Source organism: Microbacterium sp. ISL-59, assembly GCF_018613945.1.
Classification (GTDB): Bacteria; Actinomycetota; Actinomycetes; order Actinomycetales; family Microbacteriaceae; genus Microbacterium; species Microbacterium oxydans_B.
Map to the genome: position 1 here is coordinate 155206 of NZ_JAGGPG010000001.1, position 18008 is coordinate 173213.

General features: G+C 66.5%; 18 protein-coding genes. 12 read left to right on the plus strand and 6 right to left on the minus strand.

All coding sequences use genetic code 11. From position 1 onward, the window contains the following. The first annotated feature begins 9 nt into the window (after positions 1–9). The 5 genes from J7E45_RS00740 to J7E45_RS00760 are packed head-to-tail and all read left to right on the plus strand — an operon-like array spanning position 10 to position 5764. Positions 10–1686: a DUF885 domain-containing protein gene (locus J7E45_RS00740; RefSeq protein ID WP_215066472.1), complete on the plus strand. Its 1677-nt coding sequence runs from the start codon at positions 10–12 to the stop codon at positions 1684–1686. Positions 1687–1740: 54 nt separating this feature from the next. After that, complete coding sequence (locus tag J7E45_RS00745; protein ID WP_215066473.1) at positions 1741–2775, plus strand: LLM class flavin-dependent oxidoreductase; 1035 nt, start codon at positions 1741–1743, stop codon at positions 2773–2775. Positions 2776–2823: 48 nt separating this feature from the next. After that, the gene (locus J7E45_RS00750; protein WP_215066474.1) at positions 2824–4176 is read left to right on the plus strand and encodes an MFS transporter; all 1353 of its coding nucleotides are present in this window, start codon (positions 2824–2826) and stop codon (positions 4174–4176) included. A 57-nt stretch (positions 4177–4233) separates the two neighbouring features. Next, positions 4234–4989, plus strand: a complete 756-nt coding sequence (locus tag J7E45_RS00755) for an SGNH/GDSL hydrolase family protein (RefSeq protein ID WP_215066476.1) — start codon at positions 4234–4236, stop codon at positions 4987–4989. 28 nt (positions 4990–5017) lie between these two features. After that, positions 5018–5764, plus strand: coding sequence for a formylglycine-generating enzyme family protein (locus tag J7E45_RS00760; protein WP_215066478.1), 747 nt, complete (start codon positions 5018–5020; stop codon positions 5762–5764). 21 nt (positions 5765–5785) lie between these two features. Here the strand turns inward: J7E45_RS00760 and J7E45_RS00765 are convergent, their stop codons facing one another. Beyond that, on the minus strand, positions 5786–6208 hold the full coding sequence (locus J7E45_RS00765) for a GNAT family N-acetyltransferase (protein WP_091036351.1): 423 nt from the start codon (positions 6206–6208) through the stop codon (positions 5786–5788). Positions 6209–6241: 33 nt separating this feature from the next. Beyond that, positions 6242–7567: a nitrate/nitrite transporter gene (locus J7E45_RS00770; protein ID WP_091036349.1), complete on the minus strand. Its 1326-nt coding sequence runs from the start codon at positions 7565–7567 to the stop codon at positions 6242–6244. 73 nt (positions 7568–7640) lie between these two features. Here J7E45_RS00770 and J7E45_RS00775 point away from each other — a divergent pair, with 73 nt between their 5' ends. From J7E45_RS00775 to J7E45_RS00785, 3 genes are all read left to right on the plus strand, one after another. Beyond that, positions 7641–8009 carry a VOC family protein gene (locus tag J7E45_RS00775; protein ID WP_215066480.1) on the plus strand — a complete coding sequence of 123 codons (369 nt, stop codon included), beginning with the start codon at positions 7641–7643 and terminating at the stop codon, positions 8007–8009. Positions 8010–8501: 492 nt separating this feature from the next. Beyond that, positions 8502–10004 (plus strand): Ig-like domain-containing protein, encoded by a 1503-nt coding sequence (locus J7E45_RS00780; RefSeq protein WP_215066482.1) that lies wholly within the window; start codon positions 8502–8504, stop codon positions 10002–10004. A 29-nt stretch (positions 10005–10033) separates the two neighbouring features. Further along, a complete protein-coding gene (locus J7E45_RS00785; protein WP_167633505.1) occupies positions 10034–10747 on the plus strand; it encodes a tyrosine-protein phosphatase in 714 nt (237 codons plus the stop codon). 21 nt (positions 10748–10768) lie between these two features. Here J7E45_RS00785 and J7E45_RS00790 read toward each other — a convergent pair whose 3' ends face one another. The 3 genes from J7E45_RS00790 to J7E45_RS00800 are packed head-to-tail and all read right to left on the minus strand — an operon-like array spanning position 10769 to position 13968. After that, positions 10769–13126, minus strand: coding sequence for an excinuclease ABC subunit UvrA (locus J7E45_RS00790; RefSeq protein ID WP_215066484.1), 2358 nt, complete (start codon positions 13124–13126; stop codon positions 10769–10771). A 27-nt stretch (positions 13127–13153) separates the two neighbouring features. Continuing rightward, a complete protein-coding gene (locus J7E45_RS00795) occupies positions 13154–13564 on the minus strand; it encodes a VOC family protein (RefSeq protein ID WP_091037611.1) in 411 nt (136 codons plus the stop codon). Positions 13565–13569: 5 nt separating this feature from the next. Further along, positions 13570–13968, minus strand: coding sequence for a helix-turn-helix transcriptional regulator (locus J7E45_RS00800; RefSeq protein WP_091037608.1), 399 nt, complete (start codon positions 13966–13968; stop codon positions 13570–13572). A gap of 182 nt (positions 13969–14150) precedes the next feature. Here J7E45_RS00800 and J7E45_RS00805 point away from each other — a divergent pair, with 182 nt between their 5' ends. Further along, positions 14151–14747, plus strand: a complete 597-nt coding sequence (locus J7E45_RS00805; RefSeq protein ID WP_215066488.1) for an HdeD family acid-resistance protein — start codon at positions 14151–14153, stop codon at positions 14745–14747. Between the two features lie 66 nt (positions 14748–14813). On the opposite strand, the gene J7E45_RS00810 is transcribed toward J7E45_RS00805, so the two are convergent. Next, positions 14814–15578: an SDR family oxidoreductase gene (locus tag J7E45_RS00810; RefSeq protein ID WP_215066490.1), complete on the minus strand. Its 765-nt coding sequence runs from the start codon at positions 15576–15578 to the stop codon at positions 14814–14816. A gap of 122 nt (positions 15579–15700) precedes the next feature. On the opposite strand from J7E45_RS00810, the gene J7E45_RS00815 reads away from it, so the two are divergent. Genes J7E45_RS00815 through J7E45_RS00825 form a run of 3 tightly spaced genes read left to right on the plus strand, consistent with a single transcriptional unit; the run spans position 15701 to position 17885 of the window. Then, positions 15701–16174 (plus strand): NfeD family protein, encoded by a 474-nt coding sequence (locus tag J7E45_RS00815; RefSeq protein ID WP_215066493.1) that lies wholly within the window; start codon positions 15701–15703, stop codon positions 16172–16174. A gap of 8 nt (positions 16175–16182) precedes the next feature. Then, positions 16183–17112 carry an SPFH domain-containing protein gene (locus J7E45_RS00820; protein ID WP_167633499.1) on the plus strand — a complete coding sequence of 310 codons (930 nt, stop codon included), beginning with the start codon at positions 16183–16185 and terminating at the stop codon, positions 17110–17112. Beyond that, complete coding sequence (locus J7E45_RS00825; protein WP_215066495.1) at positions 17109–17885, plus strand: glycerophosphodiester phosphodiesterase family protein; 777 nt, start codon at positions 17109–17111, stop codon at positions 17883–17885. The genes J7E45_RS00820 and J7E45_RS00825 overlap by 4 nt, the downstream gene beginning before the upstream one ends. Positions 17886–18008 lie beyond the last annotated feature (123 nt).

The following is an 18008-nucleotide window of genomic DNA, read 5'->3' on the forward strand; positions in this document are numbered from 1 at the left end:
CTGGCAGTTATGACTTCAGCTCCCCGCACCCCCTCCGCCATCGACGCCGTCGCCGATGAATGGGTCGACAAGATCGCGGTTCTGGCGCCCACGCTCGGCACCTATATCGGCCGCGATGAGGTGAACGATCGTTTCGGCGACCTGAGCCCGGCCGGACATGAGGAGATCGCCGAGGCGACCCGGTCGACCCTCGACAAGCTGTCTGCCCTCACGCCGGTCGACGCGATCGACGAGGTCACCAAGACCGATCTCAGCGCGGAACTCCGCCTGGACCTCGAGCTCCACGACGCCAAGTGGCATCTCCGCGACCTCAACGTCATCGCCTCGGCCGCGCAGGATGTGCGTTCGGCGTTCGACCTGATGCCGACATCGACGGTCGAGGATTGGGACGTGGTCGCGATTCGCCTGGCCGCCGTCCCCGGCGCGCTCCGCGGCTACGTCGAGACGCTTCGCACCGGCATCGCCGAGGGCATCATGCCCGCACGTCGTCAGGTGGTCGAAGTCGCCACCCAGATCGATCGCTACACCGCCGATGACGGGTTCTTCGCCGCCTTCGTGGCCGAAGCCGACCCCGACGAGGGCCAGCTCCCCGCGTCCCTGGCTCGTACGCTCGCCGACAACTCCGCCGCCGCACGGGTCGCCTACGACGAGCTGCGTCGCTTCCTGGCCGAGGAGCTCGCCCCCGCGGCCGGAGACGTCGATGCCGTCGGTCGCGAGCTGTACGCGCTCAACTCGCGCCGGTTCCTCGGTGCGACGATCGATCTCGACGAGACGTACGAATGGGGTCGGGAAGAGCTCGCACGCATGGTTGCCGAGCAGACCGCGATCGCGAACGAGATTCTTCCTGGAGCCTCGGTCGAAGAAGCCGTTGCTCATCTCGAGGCCGACCCCACTCGCAAGCTCATCGGCACGGATGCGCTGCAGAAGTGGATGCAGGAGACCAGCGACCGTGCGGTCGCCGAGCTCGGTGCCTCGCACTTCGACATCCCCGAGGCGATTCGCACCCTGGAGTGCATGATCGCCCCCACGCAGGAGGGTGGGATCTACTACACCGGCCCGACGGACGACTTCTCGCGTCCCGGTCGCATGTGGTGGTCCGTGCCCGAGGGCGTCACGGAGTTCGACACCTGGCGCGAACTCACCACGGTCTTCCATGAGGGCGTGCCCGGTCACCACCTCCAGATCGCGCAGGCCGTCTACAACCGCGCGGAGCTCAACTCCTGGCGCCGTCTGCTCGCCGGCACCTCGGGGCATGCCGAGGGCTGGGCCCTCTACGCAGAGCGTCTGATGGAGCAGCTCGGCTACCTCGACGATCCGGCCGACCGTCTCGGCATGCTCGATGGGCAGCGGATGCGTGCGGCCCGGGTCGTCCTCGACATCGGCGTGCACCTCGGCAAGCCCCGCCTCGACGGTACCGGCGTCTGGGACGCGGACTACGCGCTCGACTTCATGCGCCACAACGTGAACATGTCCGATCAGTTCGTGCAGTTCGAGGTCAACCGGTACCTCGGCTGGCCGGGGCAGGCGCCTTCGTACAAGGTCGGACAGCGCATCTGGGAGCAGGTTCGCGACGGCGTCCGTGCCTCCGAGGGCGACGCGTTCTCGTTCAAGGATTTCCACAAGAGGGCGCTCGACATCGGCGGCGTCGGCCTCGACACGCTGCGCACGGCTCTGCTGCCACGCTGACGGGAATGCCGCTTGGCCAATCCGTGTTCATTCATGTGAATAGAAAGGCGTGACATGAGCATCGAATTCGGGCTGGACACCTTCGGCGACATCACGAGGGGCGCGGACGGAGAGCTCCTCACCGGGGCGCAGACGATCCGCAACATCGTGGCGCAGGCGGAACTCGCCGACACCGTCGGTGTGAACTTCTTCGGGGTGGGGGAGCACCACCGCACGGAGTTCGCCGTCTCCGCGCCGGAGATGGTGCTCGCCGCCATCGCCGCGCGCACCGAGCACATCCGACTCGGCACAGCGGTCACTGTGCTGTCGTCCGATGACCCGGTGCGGGTGTTCGAGCGGTTCTCGACGCTCGATGCGCTCTCGAACGGGCGGGCCGAAGTCGTCCTCGGACGCGGCTCCTTCATCGAGTCCTTCCCGCTCTTCGGCTACGACCTGCGTGACTACGACGCCCTGTTCGAGCAGAAGCTCGAGCTCTTCGTCGAGCTGCTCAAGGAGGAGCCGGTCACATGGTCCGGCACCATGCGCGCTTCCCTCGAGAACGCGAATGTCTTCCCGAAGACCGAGAACGGCCTGCGCACCTGGGTCGGCGTCGGCGGTAGCCCGGAGTCGGTCGTGCGGGTCGCCCGCCACGGTCTCGGTCTGATGCTGGCGATCATCGGGGGCCCGGCGCACCGTTTCAAGCCGTTCGTCGATCTCTACCACCGTTCGGTCGCCTCGTTCGGGACGACATCGCCCCCGATCTCGGTGCACTCGCCGGGGCACATCGGCGAGACCGACGCCGAAGCCTGGGATGCCGCATACTCCGGCTTCGAGGCGATGAACAACACGATCGGGCGAGAGCGCGGATGGCCCGCGTACAGCCGCGCGCGGTTCCAGAACGACGTCGGACCGGAGGGCGCGATCTACGCCGGCTCCCCGGACCGCGTCGCGGCGAAGATCGCCGACACGATCACCACTCTCGGTCTGGGCCGCTTCGATCTGAAGTACGCGACCGGCACTCTCTCGCACGAGTCGATGATGCGCAGCATCGAGCTGTACGGCACCGAAGTCATCCCGCGGGTCCGCAGGATCCTCGCCGACCGCGCCTAGGCGTCATCCGAGGCGGGGCGGGGTTGTCGCGGCTCTACGATGAGGAGCATGGCCAACACCGCCCTGCCGAGCCGCGCGTCGCTCGCTGAGCGCCTGGACGTCCTCCCGTTCACGCGTCGTCACTTCCGCCTCCTCACCGGATCCGGCCTCGGATGGGCGCTGGACGCGATGGACGTCGGCCTCATCTCGTTCATCCTCGCGGCGCTCACGCAGCAGTGGGATCTCAGCAAGAGCGATGCCGGCTGGATCGCGTCGATCGGTTTCGTCGGCATGGCGATCGGCGCCACCCTCGGCGGGCTCCTCGCGGATCGCTTCGGACGACGGCAGGTGTTCGCGCTCACGTTGCTCGTGTACGGGGTCGCGACGGGAGCGAGCGCGCTCGTCGGCGGACTCGCTGCCCTTCTCGTCCTGCGGTTCCTGGTCGGTCTGGGCCTCGGTGCCGAGCTCCCGGTCGCGTCGACCTATGTGAGCGAGTTCGCTCCCGCACGTATCCGGGGTCGGTTGATCGTCGTGCTGGAGGCTTTCTGGGCACTCGGCTGGACCGCCGCGGCGGTGATCGGGTTCCTCGTCATCCCCGCCTCCGACGACGGGTGGCGATGGGCCTTCGCGCTCGGCGCCATCCCCGCGATCTACGCGCTGTTCGTCCGGTGGCGGATGCCCGAATCCCCGCGTTGGCTCGCCTCCCGGGGTCGCATCGCAGAAGCGGATCGCATCGTGTCGGCGTTCGAGGCGGATGCCGGCGTCCTCTCCGCACCGGCCATCCGGAAGGAGCCGCCCTCTCGAGCGATCGCGATCACCGCGCGCGCACGACTCGCGACCCTGTGGAACCGCGAGTTCCGACTGCGGACGCTGTGCCTGTGGATTGTCTGGCTCGGGGTGAACTTCGCCTATTACGGCGCGTTCATCTGGATCCCCAGCATCCTCGTGGATGCGGGCTTCGACCTCGTCAAGTCCTTCGGCTTCACCCTCATCATCACGCTTGCCCAGCTCCCCGGATACGCGGTCGCGGCCTGGCTGATCGAGGTCTGGGGGAGACGTCTGACCCTCTCGGTCTTCCTGGTGGGTTCGGCCGTGTCGGCCGTGATCTTCGGTACGGCGTCCACCGAGGGCGCGATAATCGGCGCGGGAATGGCGCTGTCTTTCTTCAACCTCGGCGCCTGGGGCGCGCTTTACGCGGTGACGCCGGAGATCTATCCCACGTCTCTGCGGGGGACCGGGGCGGGGTGGGCAGCCGGGATCGGTCGTATCGCCTCGATCGTGGCGCCGCTGTCGGTTCCCGCGCTTCTTCTCGCCGGGGGAGCCCCCTTGCTCTTCGCGGTGTTCGGCGCCTGCTTCCTCGGTGCGGCCGCCGCGGCGTGGGGCCTCGTCGACCGCGGCGGCCAGGCTCTCGACGACAGGTGACGACGCGGGGCACCCCGAAGCGACCGTCGTGTCGTCGGGCCGCAATAGGCTGGGACGATGGCAGATGTGCGCTTCGTGGCTATCGGAGACTCGTTCACAGAGGGCGTCGGCGACGTTCTCCCGAACGGGCAGGAGCGCGGCTGGGCCGATCTCGCGGCGCAGGGCTGGGCTGACGCCGCCGGGCACCCCATCCAGTATGCGAATCTCGCCATCCGCGGCAAGCTGGCCTGGCCTATCGTCGAACAACAGCTCGAGCCGGCGCTCGCTCTGCGTCCGACGCACCTCTCGTTCAACGGGGGCGGCAACGACATGCTGCGCCCTCGTACCGACGTCGAGCACATTGCGGATGCGTTCAGCCGGGTGCTGCGCCGGTGCGACGAGGAGGGTGTGACCATGATCCTTCTCTCCGGCGCGAACCCCAGCGGCCAGCTTCCGATGGGATCGCTGGTGCAGCGTCGAGGCGATCTGCTCTCCGACGCGGTGATCCGGCGGATCGAAGAGCGCCCCGACGTCATCCGCGCTCTCAACTGGCCGGATCGGGAGCTCTCCCGAGGCGCATACTGGGCCGACGATCGACTGCACATGAACGCGGCCGGGCATCACCGCGTGGCTGCCCGCGTGCTCCAGGCGCTGGGTTTCGAGCCACCGGAGACCTGGTGGGCGCCGAGTGATCGCCTGGGCGCCGGTCCATCTGGTCTGGCCTACTACCGCGAGTTCGTCGGCCCCTGGGTGCGACGGCGCGTCACGCGGACCTCGTCCGGTGACGGCCGTGCCGCGAAGTACCCGACCTGGGTCGAACGGGTTCCCTCGTGAGACCCGCCTGGATGCGTCGGGCAGGCGTGTGAGCGACCTCGAGCTGGCCCGCATCCCCGCGGGCGTCGTGACGTTGAATGATGCACGTCGTAGAGAGCATCGCGTGGTCGAACTCGAACCGTTCGAGATCGGTGTCTACCCGCTCACCGAGGAACAGCTCGCGGACGTCCTCGACGTCCCGATGCGGCACCCGCGGCGCCCGGCCTCCGATCTCTCGTGGCTTCGGGCCGTGCACTTCTGCAATGCCGCGTCGGAGTGGGAGGGCCTGGATCGGGTGTACCTGTTCGATGGCGAGGACGTGACCTGGGATACCACTGCAGACGGTTACCGCCTGCCGACCGAGGCGGAATGGGAGTACGCGTGCCGCGCCGGCTCGACCGGTCCACATTATGCGCCCCTCGCCGACGCCGCGTGGACGAGTGCTGATGGTGTGTCTTCTCCACAGGACATCGGGGGCAAGCTCCCGAACCTCAACGGTCTCTTCGACACGCTCGGCAACGTCTGGGAGTGGTGCTGGGATCTGCTTGACCCCGCCCGTTACGACGACTATCGCGTGTTCCGCGGCGGAGGTTTCGCCGACGACGCATGGAGCGTTCGCGCATCGGTTCGTCGTGGGGGAGCCCCGCGCATGCATCACGATGACGTGGGCCTCCGGATCGCGCGGGGTGCTTTCGAAACTCCGGGGCAGGCGCAGGGGTGGTCGGCTCAGGCAGACCGGGAACGTGCGGTACAGGGTGGCCCCTTGCCTTCCGGGTGGACGCCGCGCGGGCGGTGACGGCCGTGTCCCGCTGCCGCCTCAGTGCTGCGTCATCTGCTTCACCATGTAGCGCTTCGGGTCGTCCGGCACGGCGAAGCCGTACTGGGCATAGAGCCCGTGTGCGGTGGACGTCGCGAGAAGTATGCGGCTGACGGGCAGCGGCTGGAGATCGGCGATCACGCCCTCGACCAACATCTTCCCGAGGCCTTCGCCGCGGGCGTCCTCGTCGACGAACACATCGCACAGCCAGGCGAAGGTGGCGCCATCCGTCACGACCCGGGCGTAGGCCACCTGGTCGCCGTTCGCGTCCCACACACCGTAGTTACGTGAGCCGTCGATCGCAGCCTCCTGGACGTCCCGCGCACGGCCGATCGCCCAGTACGCCTGCTCGCTGAGCCAGCGGTGCACGCGAGTTCGGTCGATGCGGGTCGAGTCGGCGGAGAACGTGTAACCGGAGAGCATGCCTCATCCTATGAGGGCTCGCCAGGGGTGAGATCAGCGACGACGATCGGGATCGAGCCCCATCCGGATGCGCGTGCGCTTGCGCTCGATGAGGATGAAGGCCGTGCCGATGATCCACAGCGGGATCGGCATGAGGAAGGCGAGACGGAAGGCTTCGAGCGTGTAGGTCTCGGGAGTTCCGGCGCCCTGCAGGTCGAGGGCGAGTCCGATCAGGAAGATCGCGATGAGAGCCGCGATGAACCCGCCGGCGTTCGTGACCCCTGTCGCCGTGCTCAGCCGGTGACTCGGATTGTGGGTGCGGGCGTGATCGAAAGCGATCATCGATGCGGGGCCGCCCGTCGCGAGTGCGACCGCGAGAACGTAGAGCATCCAGATGGGTGCGGTGTCAGGCAGCGCGATGACGGTGATCCAGGCGGCCATCTGCACGCCGACGGCGGGGAGGACGAGCGCGAGCGAGCGGTGGTTGGGCAACCGCCGGGAGAGGTCACCGATGATAGGCCCGAGAAGCATGCCAGAAATGACATATACCGAAATGATCCCCGCAGCATGTGCGGCATCGAGGCCTTCGGCAGCGGTGAGGAACGGCATTCCCCACAGCAGGACGAACGCGGTGCCCGCGAACGGCGTCGTGAAATGAGACCAGAAGGCGAGGCGCGTGCCCGGATGAGCCCAGGCCGCGCGGATGCCGACGCCCGTGTCGATCGCAGAAGTGACGACCCGGACAACGCCGGTGTCAGTGTTCACGGTGACATCGGCGCCGCGCTCGGCCGGGTGGTTGCGGATGACGAGCGCCACCAAGATGGTGAACAGCACTCCGAGCCCGGCGATGCTGCCGAAGGTGATGCTCCACGTCGTCGCATGCAGCAGTGCGGCGAGCGGGACCAGGGCGATCAGTTGGCCGGTCTGCCCGATGATCCCGGTGAACTGAACCATGATCGGACCCCGCTGCGCAGGGAACCAGGTCGCGACGAGTCGCAGCACCGCAGGGAAGATGGCTGCGTCGCCCGCACCGAGCAGAACCCGCGCGAAGATCGCGATGCCGATGCTGGGGGAGAGGGCCATGGTGAGCTGCCCCGCGGCCATGAGCAGCATGCCGATCGTCATGATCGGGCGAGAACCGAAGCGGTCGAGAAGGACACCGATCGGAATCTGCATCCCTCCGTAGACCGCGAGTTGCACGACAGCGAATAGGGCGAGTGTCGACGCATCCGCATCGAACCGGTCAGCCGCCTCCACTCCGACAGCACCGAGGGAGGTGCGGTTCGTGATGGACAGCACATAGGCCGCGACGCCGACGGACCAGATGATCCATGCACGAAATCCTGGTGTGGACACGGGGGAGTGGGGGACCTGCGGCACGTACCAACGCTACCCCTGCGACAGCGACGCCCCGCCCGCGGCCGATGTCCGAGGTGCCGACTAGCGTGACGCCATGACCAGTTCCCCTCTGCACCACGCACTCGACTACGTCGAACTCGTCGTCACCGATCTCGAAGCGTCGAAGCGATTCTTCGCCGAGGCGTTCGGTTGGAGCTTCAATGACTACGGACCGGGTTACGCGGGCATCGTGTCGCCGCGAGGTGACGGCAGCGAGGTCGGTGGACTCCTGCTCGCCGACGAGCCGCGTCCTGTCGGAGGCCCACTGGTACTGCTCTACTCGGACGACCTCGACGCCACGATGAGCGGCATCGTCACCGCGGGTGGCACGATTCTGCAAGACCCGTACGCGTTCCCCGGCGGACGACGCCTGCACTTCTCCGACCCCACCGGCAACGAGCTCGGAGTCTGGTCCGCGCAATAGTTCGCGCGTGGCTGCACGCACGTCGTGATCGTCACGCCCCCTTCGTGATGTCCGGAGGAGGGCTCCGCCGTCGTGCCTCATTCCGAACTGACATAATGTGCATTATCGGCTAATTGTCACTCGGTCGGTACGCGAGGAAACTCGACCACCGATGGCGCGCTCAGCGCGCACACGCTCAACCATCCCACACCCGGATATCGGGGCTCGTGGCTCGCGCGTCTCGTCGGCCCACAGGCAGAGCCGGGCATCAATGTCGGCTTGTCGACTTCTCGGCTTGTTGTCGCAGCATCGCCACCGTTCATCCGGATCTCTGACCTCGATCCACCCGCGCCCGCGCTCCACAGCGCAACGCCTGGTGCCCGCTGAGCACGTCCTCATGCAAAGCATGAATGTCGTCATGTGTACAATGTTACGCGATACAGTGCTGAGCACTGCAACAAACCAGACGATCCCCTCGAGCGAAGGACACCGATGAACTCTCGAACGGCAAGCGTGACAAGAGGACACCGCATCGCTCGCAGGCTCGTCCTGGGTCTGGTGACGATCCTCGTGGCCAGCACGCCGGCGCTCTTCGCCACCGCTACCGCGACTGCGGCGCCCGTGACGGCGATCACCGGCGTCCAGATCGTGAACGCGCCACCACTCGTGACGGATACGCCGTACACGGTGGAATCGACCTGGGCGGTGGACGACACCGCGATGGCGGGCGACACCTTCACTCTCGAATTTCCCGATTCGATGTCCGGATATGCGGCGTCCTTCGCGCTGCGGGACGACGACGGAGCTGAGGTCGGAAGCTGCGTCGTCTCGTCCGCGTCCTTCTTCTGCACACTCGGCGATTACGTCGAGACCCACGCGAACGTGAGTGGTTCGCTGCACTTCCAGGCACGTTTCACATCGGTCGTCGATGAGGAGGCGGTCGTCTTCACCGCAGGCGACGGCACGACGTTCGACATGTCCACTCCCGGCGGCGTGGGCGACAACGCTGCCGGTCTCCCCCAGAGTCCGGAGAAATGGGGCTCCGTCAACTTCGACGGAGAGTCCATGACGTGGGCTCTGAACATCCCGGCCGAGTTCCTGGCGTCGGCCGACGGCCAACCTGTGACGATCGTCGATGAGTACGACGAGGAGCTCACGTTCGATCCGGCGGCGACCTCCGCGCGCTGGACTCTCGACTCGGACTGGGGGGACGACGTCTGGCACCCCGTTTCAAACGGCACAGGCGCGGGGACCTACTCCATCGTCGCGGATGCGGCCTCACACACCTTCGCGGTGACCTTCAACGAACCGGTGACCAGCGCTGATCGCGTCTACCAGTTCATCACCGTGATGGACTTTCCTTCCGGCGTCCACGATGGCGAGACTTTCGGCAACACCATGACGGTCGCCGGTCGTACCGTCACCGCAAGCCCCGTCACGTACGTCGCGTCCGGAGGCGACGGGGACGGCGACGGCCTCGGTGGGTTTGATGTGACCAAGACCGTGAGCGGGAACGGCGCGAATGCGGTCGATGGGGCTCAGTACACGATCGATTACTCGTTCATCGCCGCCGGAGCCGCGACGACCGGTGAGTTCGGGCTCACGGATGGCGCGACCGATGGACTCGTCGACCTGCCCGTGGGCACTATCGTCACCCTCTCTGAGGCTTCCGCGGCTGGCGATGGCGTCACCTACGGAACGCCCGTGTACACCGGTACCGGGGTCACAGACAACCGCGATGGCACAGCGACGTTCACGATCTCCGACGACACGGTCGTGATCGGCTTGGAGAACCCCGTGTCGCTGGCTCCTCCCACTGACCCGCCGTCGGTCCCCGATACGCCCGTGAGCCCTGGCACGCCGGATGATCGAGGCACGCCGAATCTCCCGGCAGGACAGGACGGCTCACTCGCCGTCACCGGTGCTGATGCCACTCCCCTGATTCTGATCGGCGTCGGCACACTGCTGACGGGTGCCCTTCTCCTGATCGCGCGCAGGGTTCGTCGTAGAGGATGACAGACCGGGCCGGTGCGAGGATGGGAAGCATGAAGCCCGCCCTCAGCATCAACGGTTTGGCCAATGCACGCGATCTCGGCGGGCTCGAGCGTGCCGACGGAACAGCCACGCCCCCTGGCGTCTTCATTCGTGCCGAACGTCTCGACGAGGTCGACGCGTCCGGGTGGGAGGCTCTCCTCGCCTACGGCGTGCGAACCGTCATCGATCTCCGTCGCCCTGATGAGACCAGCGGCCAGGTGCCCTCTCGCCTCGCTCAGGTTCGCGTCGACCTCGACGGCGACGACATCGGCTTCTGGAGCACCTATCAAGCGGACGGGCGGTGGGGAACGCCGCTCTACTACCTGGCTCATCTGCAAGAGCTACCTCACCGACTCGCTGAGGTGCTCACCGCAATGGCGTCGGCCGACGACGGAGGGATCCTCTTCCACTGCTCGGCCGGGTGGGACAGAACAGGGCTCGTCGCCGCGGTGCTCCTCCGTACGCTCGACGTCACCAGTGATGCCGCCGTGAGCGACTACATGGCTTCCTTCGCGAACGCCGAACGGATGACAATCCTGCATGAACGGTCATTCGAGGTCGAGGAAAGACACCAGATACTCGGCCGTTTCGGACACACACCCGATTCGGCGTTCCGCGACATGTACGAGAACCTTCGCATCGACGACTGGTTCGCGGAAGCCGGCCTCGATCGTGAGACGCGGACCGCGATCGAGACCTGGCGGGGCGCGGTTCCGCGAACCTGACCGCCCTGAGCGTTGATCGGCTCAGGCGCCGACGTACTCCGCGAGGTGCTCCCCCGTCACGGTCGACTTCTGGGATACCAGATCGTTCGGCGTTCCCTCGAAGACGACCCGTCCACCGTCGTGGCCGGCGCCAGGGCCGATGTCGATGATCCAATCGGCATGCGCCATGACCGCCTGGTGGTGCTCGATCACGATGACGGTCTTCCCCGAGTCGACGAGTCGATCCAGTAGTCCGAGGATCTTGTCGACATCCGCGAGGTGCAGGCCGGTCGTCGGCTCGTCGAGCACGTAGACGTCGCCCTTCTCCCCCATCTGGATCGCGAGCTTGATCCGCTGGCGTTCACCGCCCGACAGCGTGGACAGCGGCTGTCCGAGCGACAGGTAGCCGAGCCCCACGTCTTCCATACGGCCGAGGATCGCGGTGGCTGCGGAGAGCTTGGCCTCCCCCTCCCCGAAGAAGACGCGTGCCTCAGCGACCGGCAGGTCGAGAACCTCGGTGATGTCCTTTCCGGCGAGCTTGTACTCCAACACGCCCGCCTGGAAGCGCTTGCCGCCGCAGTCCTCGCACGGGGTCTCGATCGTGTCCATGAATCCGAGCTCGGTGATGATGACACCCGCGCCCTTGCACGAGGGGCAGGCTCCCTCGGAGTTGGCACTGAACAGGGCGGGCTTCACACCGTTGGCCTTCGCGAACGCCTTTCTGATCGGCTCGAGCAGCCCCGTGTACGTCGCCGGGTTGCTCCGCCGGGAGCCCTTGATCGCGGCCTGATCGATCGCCACGACGCCGTCGCGCTTCGATACCGAGCCGTGGATGAGCGAACTCTTTCCCGACCCGGCGACACCGGTCACGACCGTGAGGACACCGGTGGGGATGTCGACGTCGACGTTCTGTAGATTGTTCGCCGTGGCGCCGCGCACCTCGATCGCCCCCGAGGCCGACCGCACAGCATCCTTCAGCTGCGCCCGGTCATCGAGGTGGTCTCCCGTCTTGGTGCCGCTCGCCTTCAATCCCTCGACCGTGCCTTCGAAGCAGATCTCTCCACCGGCACTTCCCGCGCCCGGACCCAGATCGACGACATGATCACCGATCACGATGGTCTCCGGCTTGTGCTCGACCACCAGGACGGTGTTGCCCTTGTCGCGCAGCTGGAGCAGCAGTCCGTTCATGCGCTGGATGTCGTGCGGGTGCAGGCCGATGGTCGGCTCGTCGAACACATAGGTGATGTCGGTCAAGGAAGAGCCGAGGTGGCGCAGCATCTTGATCCGCTGCGCCTCTCCCCCGGACAGCGTGCCCGACGGCCGTTCCAGACTGAGATACCCCAGGCCGAGCGTCACGAACGCGTCCAGATTCGCACTGAGCGCCTGAAGCAGCGGCCCCGCCCCCGGAAGGTCGAGTCCCCGGACCCAGGCCGCCAGATCCGTGACCTGCATCCGGCAGGCATCGGCGATGCTGATGCCCTCGATCTTCGAGGAACGCGCGCCCTCCGTCAGCCGCGTTCCGTCGCACTCGGGGCACACCGCGAAGGTCGCTACGCGCTCGACGAAGGCGCGGATATGCGGCTGCAACGCATCGAGGTCCTTCGAGAGCATCGCCTTCGTGATCTTCGGGATCAGACCCTCGTAGGTCATGTTGATGCCCGAGATCTTCACCTTCGTGACTTCGCCGTAGAGGAAGAGATGACGCTGCTTCTCGGTGAACTGCGCGATCGGTTTGTCTGCCGGATAGAACCCCGACTGGGAGAAGCCCTTCACCATCCAGCCGTCAGCGGTGTATCCCGGCACCATGATCGCGCCCTCGTCGAGCGACTTCGACTCATCGACGATCTGCGCCAGGTCGAGGTCGGACACCGCTCCCCTGCCCTCGCACCGCGGGCACATGCCCCCGAGGTAGATCGCATCCTTCACGATCTTCTTCTCTCCGCCGGGCCCGGTCATCACCCCACTGGCCTTCTGGGTCGGGATGTTGAAGGAGAAGGCCGTCGGCCCACCGATGTACGGCTGGCCGAGCTTGCTGAACAGGATGCGGAGCATCGCGTTCGCATCTGTGACGGTGCCGACGGTCGACCGCGGGTTGGCGCCGAGTCGCTCCTGGTCGACGATGATCGCCGTGGTCAGCCCCTCGAGGATGTCGACGTCCGGGCGGGGTACCGACGGCATGAACCCCTGCACGAACGCGCTGTAGGTCTCATCGATCATGCGCCGGGACTCCGCGGCGATGGTGTCGAAGACGAGCGAGCTCTTCCCCGACCCTGACACTCCGGTGAAGACCGTCAGCCGTCGCTTCGGGATGTCGACACTCACGTCCTTCAGATTGTTCTCGCGCGCGCCCTGCACGCGGATCAGGTCATGGGTGTCCGCGGGGTGCTGGTCGTCGGTCATCTGCGTCCTTCGTGAATCGGTGAGTGTTCAGGCGGCCTGATTGATACGCAGCAGGTTGCCCGCGGGGTCGCGGAACGCGCAGTCCCGCACGCCGTACGGCTGATCCATCGGCTCCTGCACGACGTCGGCGCCGCTGTCGACGAGGCGGGCGAACAGGTCGTCGACGTCATCGCTCGCGAGGGTCAGTGCCGCGTAGCTGCCCTTGGCGATGAGTTCGAGTATCGTCTGGCGCTCTGTTTCCGTGATTCCCGGGTCGGTTGCCGGCGGATGCAGCACGATCGAGGTCTCCGGCTGTCCCTCGGGACCGACCGTGAGCCAGCGGAGACCGTCGTAGCCGACGTCGTTGCGCACCTCGAACCCGAGGGCGTCCCGGTAGAAGGCCAGGGCGGCCTCGGCGTCGGTGTGGGGAAGGAAGGCGTAGTGGATGCTGATCTTCATGGTCTTCACGTTAGGTGCGTGTCGGTACGCGGTGCTTCTTGATTCCTGATCGGTCTGGTGACCTGCTTCGCCTGGAACGAGGGAATTCCCTCGACGTTCGCGGCGCGTTCACGGTACACGCTGGGTGGGACACCCACCAGCTCCGAGAATCGCGTGCTGAAGGTTCCGAGCGACGAGCACCCCACCTCGAAGCACACCTCCGTCACCGTGAGGTCTCCGCGTCGCAGCAGTGCCATCGCGCGTTCGATCCGGCGCGTCATCAGGTAGGAGTAGGGCGACTCGCCGTATGCCTCCCGGAAGCACCGGCTGAGATGACCCGCCGACATGTGCACGCCCCGCGCGAGCGCCTCCACATCGAGGGGTTTCGCGTACTCCCGGTCGATCCGATCTCTGACCTTGCGCATCACGATGAGCTCGCGCACACGCGTGTCATCCGGGCCTGTCACCCGTCGATCCTGTCATGACGCTCCGAGTCCCGCGATGACTTGGAGCAACACGGCTGGCAGAGGATCCCCCACGTCCGCCCGCGAGAGCGCTACCCTGAGGGGGCATCCTCACAGGAACTTCTCAGAAAGGGGTCCCCACCATGTCTGAACCACTCACCCAGGCGAAGTCACTGTTCAAGTCGATCCGTGTCTCGCTGGCCGTAGCGGGCGTGCTCGCTCTCATCGCCGGAATCGTCCTCCTGGTCTGGCCGGTGAAGTCCGCTGTCATCGTGACGGCGATCTTCGCGTCCTACCTGGTGATCGCTGGTCTGGTCTACATCGGCCTCGGAATCTTCTCGGGCGCGAAGGGCGGATGGGCCCGCGTGGGACACATCGTCCTCGGCCTGCTCTACGTCATCGCCGGCGTCATCGCGTTCTTCAACCTGAGCGCCGCTGCGGCCACCCTGGCCTTCGTCGTGGTGATCTTCATCGGTGTCAGCTGGATCGTCGACGGCGTCGTCGCCCTGACGCTCCTCGGCAGCGACGGCTCGCGGGTATGGACCGTCCTGTACGCCATCCTCAGCATCGTCGCCGGAATCATCGTGCTGTTCTCGCCGCTGATCGCCGGATTCGCCTTCTGGCTGCTGCTCGGCATCTCGCTGATCGTGCTCGGAATCATCCAGATCGTGCGTGCCATCACGCTCGGCAAGGATGAGAAGGAGTACGTCGCCGCCGTCCAGGGAGAGCCCGTCAGCTGACGTCTCCCCCATCGCCGAATCGGCCCCGTCCTGCGTCAGCAGAGCGGGGCCGATTCTCGTCTGCGGCTACTCGGCGACGAACGCGCTCACGTCACCGACGAGCCGAGTGTTGTCGGCGGGCACCGGGTCCACCGCGGCCTTGGCGACCTCGGCCGCGAACTCGGAGACGTTGTAGAGCTTGCCGGCCGATTCACGGCGCTCGGCGATCGCGCCCGGGTTCGCCCGCTCCAGCAGCGTGGCGGTGATCGTGCCCTCGATCATGTCGCCGGAGACGACGGTGAAGCCGACCCCCTTCTCGGCGAGGGCGGGGATGAGTTCGCGGAGCGCATCTTCGCCCGCTCGCTTCGACAGCGCGACCGGCTCGTACTCCGGCATGGTCGGCGTCGTCCGGATGAAGTGCGCCTGGTGGCTGGTGACGAACACGACCCGCGCCCCGTCGCCGAGAAGAGGGGTCGCCGCGTTCAGGACGTTGAGCTGCGCGTCGCGATTGAGGGTGAGCGCGTAATCCTCGGCCATCCCCGACTCCATGCCGCCGGAAGCGTTGAGCACGAGCACGTCGAGGCGTCCGTACTCCGCGCGGATCGCGTCGAACATCTCGGCCACGGATGCGGGATCGGTGAGGTCGGCCCCCACCACGAGCGCCCGACGACCGAGCTCGCGCAGCTGGGCGGCGAGCTTCTCGGCCCGCGGCGCCTTGTTGCGGAAGTTGATGACGACATCGGCGCCGGCCTCGGCGAGGTAGCGGACGGTGTCGGCGCCGATCCCGCGTGATGAGCCGGTGACGAGCGCCACCTTGCCGTCGAGGGAACCTGCGGGAAGAACGTCGGTCACGGTGACTCCTCATGATGCGCGAAAAGGCCGTGATCGCACGGCCCACTCACACTATCAAGGGAGCGCTGTGGCGCCCGGATCGGCGGTCGCCCGCGTGATACGTTGACCACAAAGGAGGCCGCATGGACAACTTCACGACATTCGTCACGTTCATCGACCAATGGGCTTGGATCGGCTGGCTGGTCCTGATCGCCGTGTTCCTCGTCATCGAGATGCTCTCGTTGGACTTCACGTTCCTCATGCTCAGCTTCGGCGGTGTCGTCGGACTGGTGACAGACCTGCTCGGCGTCCCGGTCTGGGTGCAGGTGATCATCGCGGCCGCGGCGGCGGCGATGTTCATCCTCTTCCTCCGACCGCCGTTGCTCAAGCGCCTGCGGCGCGGCGAAGACCCGACCAAGTCCAATGTGGATGCGCTCGTCGATCTGCGCGGCATCGCACTGGTCGAGATCACGCAGATCTCCGGCCAGGCCAAGCTTGCGAACGGCGACACCTGGACCGCGCGCACCGCCACCTCGGTCGCCATCCCCCCGGGAGCCCCGGTCGCCGTGAGCGCGATCAACGGCGCAACCGCCATCGTCCGACCCGTCAACGACTAGGAGAACCCGTGGACGACGCATCGTTCATTCCCGCAGCGATCGGCTGGATCCTCGCCATCGCCGTGATCATCTTCGTGGTGGTCACCGTCGCGCGTGCCATCCGGATCATCCCGCAGGCGACCGCCGGCGTCGTCGAGCGCCTCGGCCGCTATCACAAGACCCTCACCCCCGGACTCAACATCCTCGTCCCCTTCATCGACCGTCTCCGGCCGCTGATCGACATGCGCGAGCAGGTCGTCTCGTTCCCGCCGCAGCCGGTCATCACCGAGGACAACCTGGTCGTCTCGATCGACACGGTCGTGTACTTCCAGGTGACGGATGCGCGGGCTGCGACGTATGAGATCGCCAACTACCTCGGTGCGGTCGAGCAGCTCACCACGACGACGCTGCGAAACGTCGTCGGTGGTCTCAACCTCGAGGAAGCCCTCACCAGCCGTGACAACATCAACGGTCAGCTCCGGGTGGTGCTCGATGAGGCGACCGGCAAGTGGGGCATCCGCGTGGGCCGAGTCGAGCTCAAGGCGATCGATCCTCCCATCTCCATCCAGGACTCCATGGAGAAGCAGATGCGCGCCGAGCGTGACCGTCGCGCGGCGATCCTGACGGCGGAGGGCACCAAGCAGTCGGCGATCCTCGAGGCGGAAGGTGCTCGCCAGGCCGAGATCCTCCGAGCCGAGGGAGACAAGCAGGCCGCTGTCCTCCGTGCGCAGGGTGAGGCCGAGGCGATCCACAACGTCTTCACCGCCATCCACCAGGGTGCGCCCGACGACAAGCTCCTGGCCTACCAGTACCTCCAGATGCTGCCGAAGATCAGTGAGGGACAGTCCAACAAGCTGTGGATCATCCCGAGTGAACTCACCGAGGCTCTCAAGGGCATCGGCAGCGCGTTCACGCCGAAGCCGGGTCAGGGCCCGACGAACACGCTTCCCGGCGCGTGACACACCCGTACTTCACGAAGGCGCGGCATCCTCGAGTCCTCGCTCACCGCGGTCTGGTCACTGCGGAGGGCGAGGATTCGGGCGTCTGGGAGAACTCTGCTGCAGCCTTCGCCGCCGCACACGCGGCAGGCGCCGAGTATGTCGAGACCGACTGCCAGGTCTCAGCGGATGGCGATGTGGTGCTGTTCCATGACTCGACCCTCGAACGACTCGTCGGCGACACACGAGCAGTGCGCGACGTGCGCACGCGGGAACTGCGCGAGATCTTCTCCGCCCACGGCGGGCTGCTCACGGTTGCGGAAGCACTTGATTCTTTTCCCGACGTGCGCTTCAACATCGATGTGAAGACACCGGCGGCCGTCGACCCGCTCGGCCCGATTCTGGTCGAACACACCCACCGCGTGCTCATCACGAGTTTCTCAGACGCGAACCGCCGCGCAGCCGTCTCGTCCGTACTGCGGGCGGGCGCCTCGCTTCGGCCTGCGACATCGGGCGGAAGCCGCACGATCGCGGCGCTGCGCGCGCTGTCCGCGCTCCGGCTCTCCCCCGCACGTGTCCTCCAAGGAATCGACGCGCTCCAGATCCCCGAGCGACACGGAGTGCTCACCGTGCTCACCCCTGCCCTCGTCCGTGCCGCCCACCGACGCAGTGTGGAGATACATGTGTGGACGGTCAACGATTCCGCCGACATGCGTCGTCTCGTTGCCGCAGGAGTCGACGGGATCGTCTCGGATCGCGCTGACGTCGCCCTCCGGACCCTCTCCGAACGCTAGGACCCGACGCGCCCCATAACCTCCGCCGCTGAGATTCAGCTGTGAATCGCGCCGAGAAGCCGCCCGCGTGGATGAAGCGCACAGGCTGGAGCGTTATACCTGACAGCGACGAGAGGACCACAA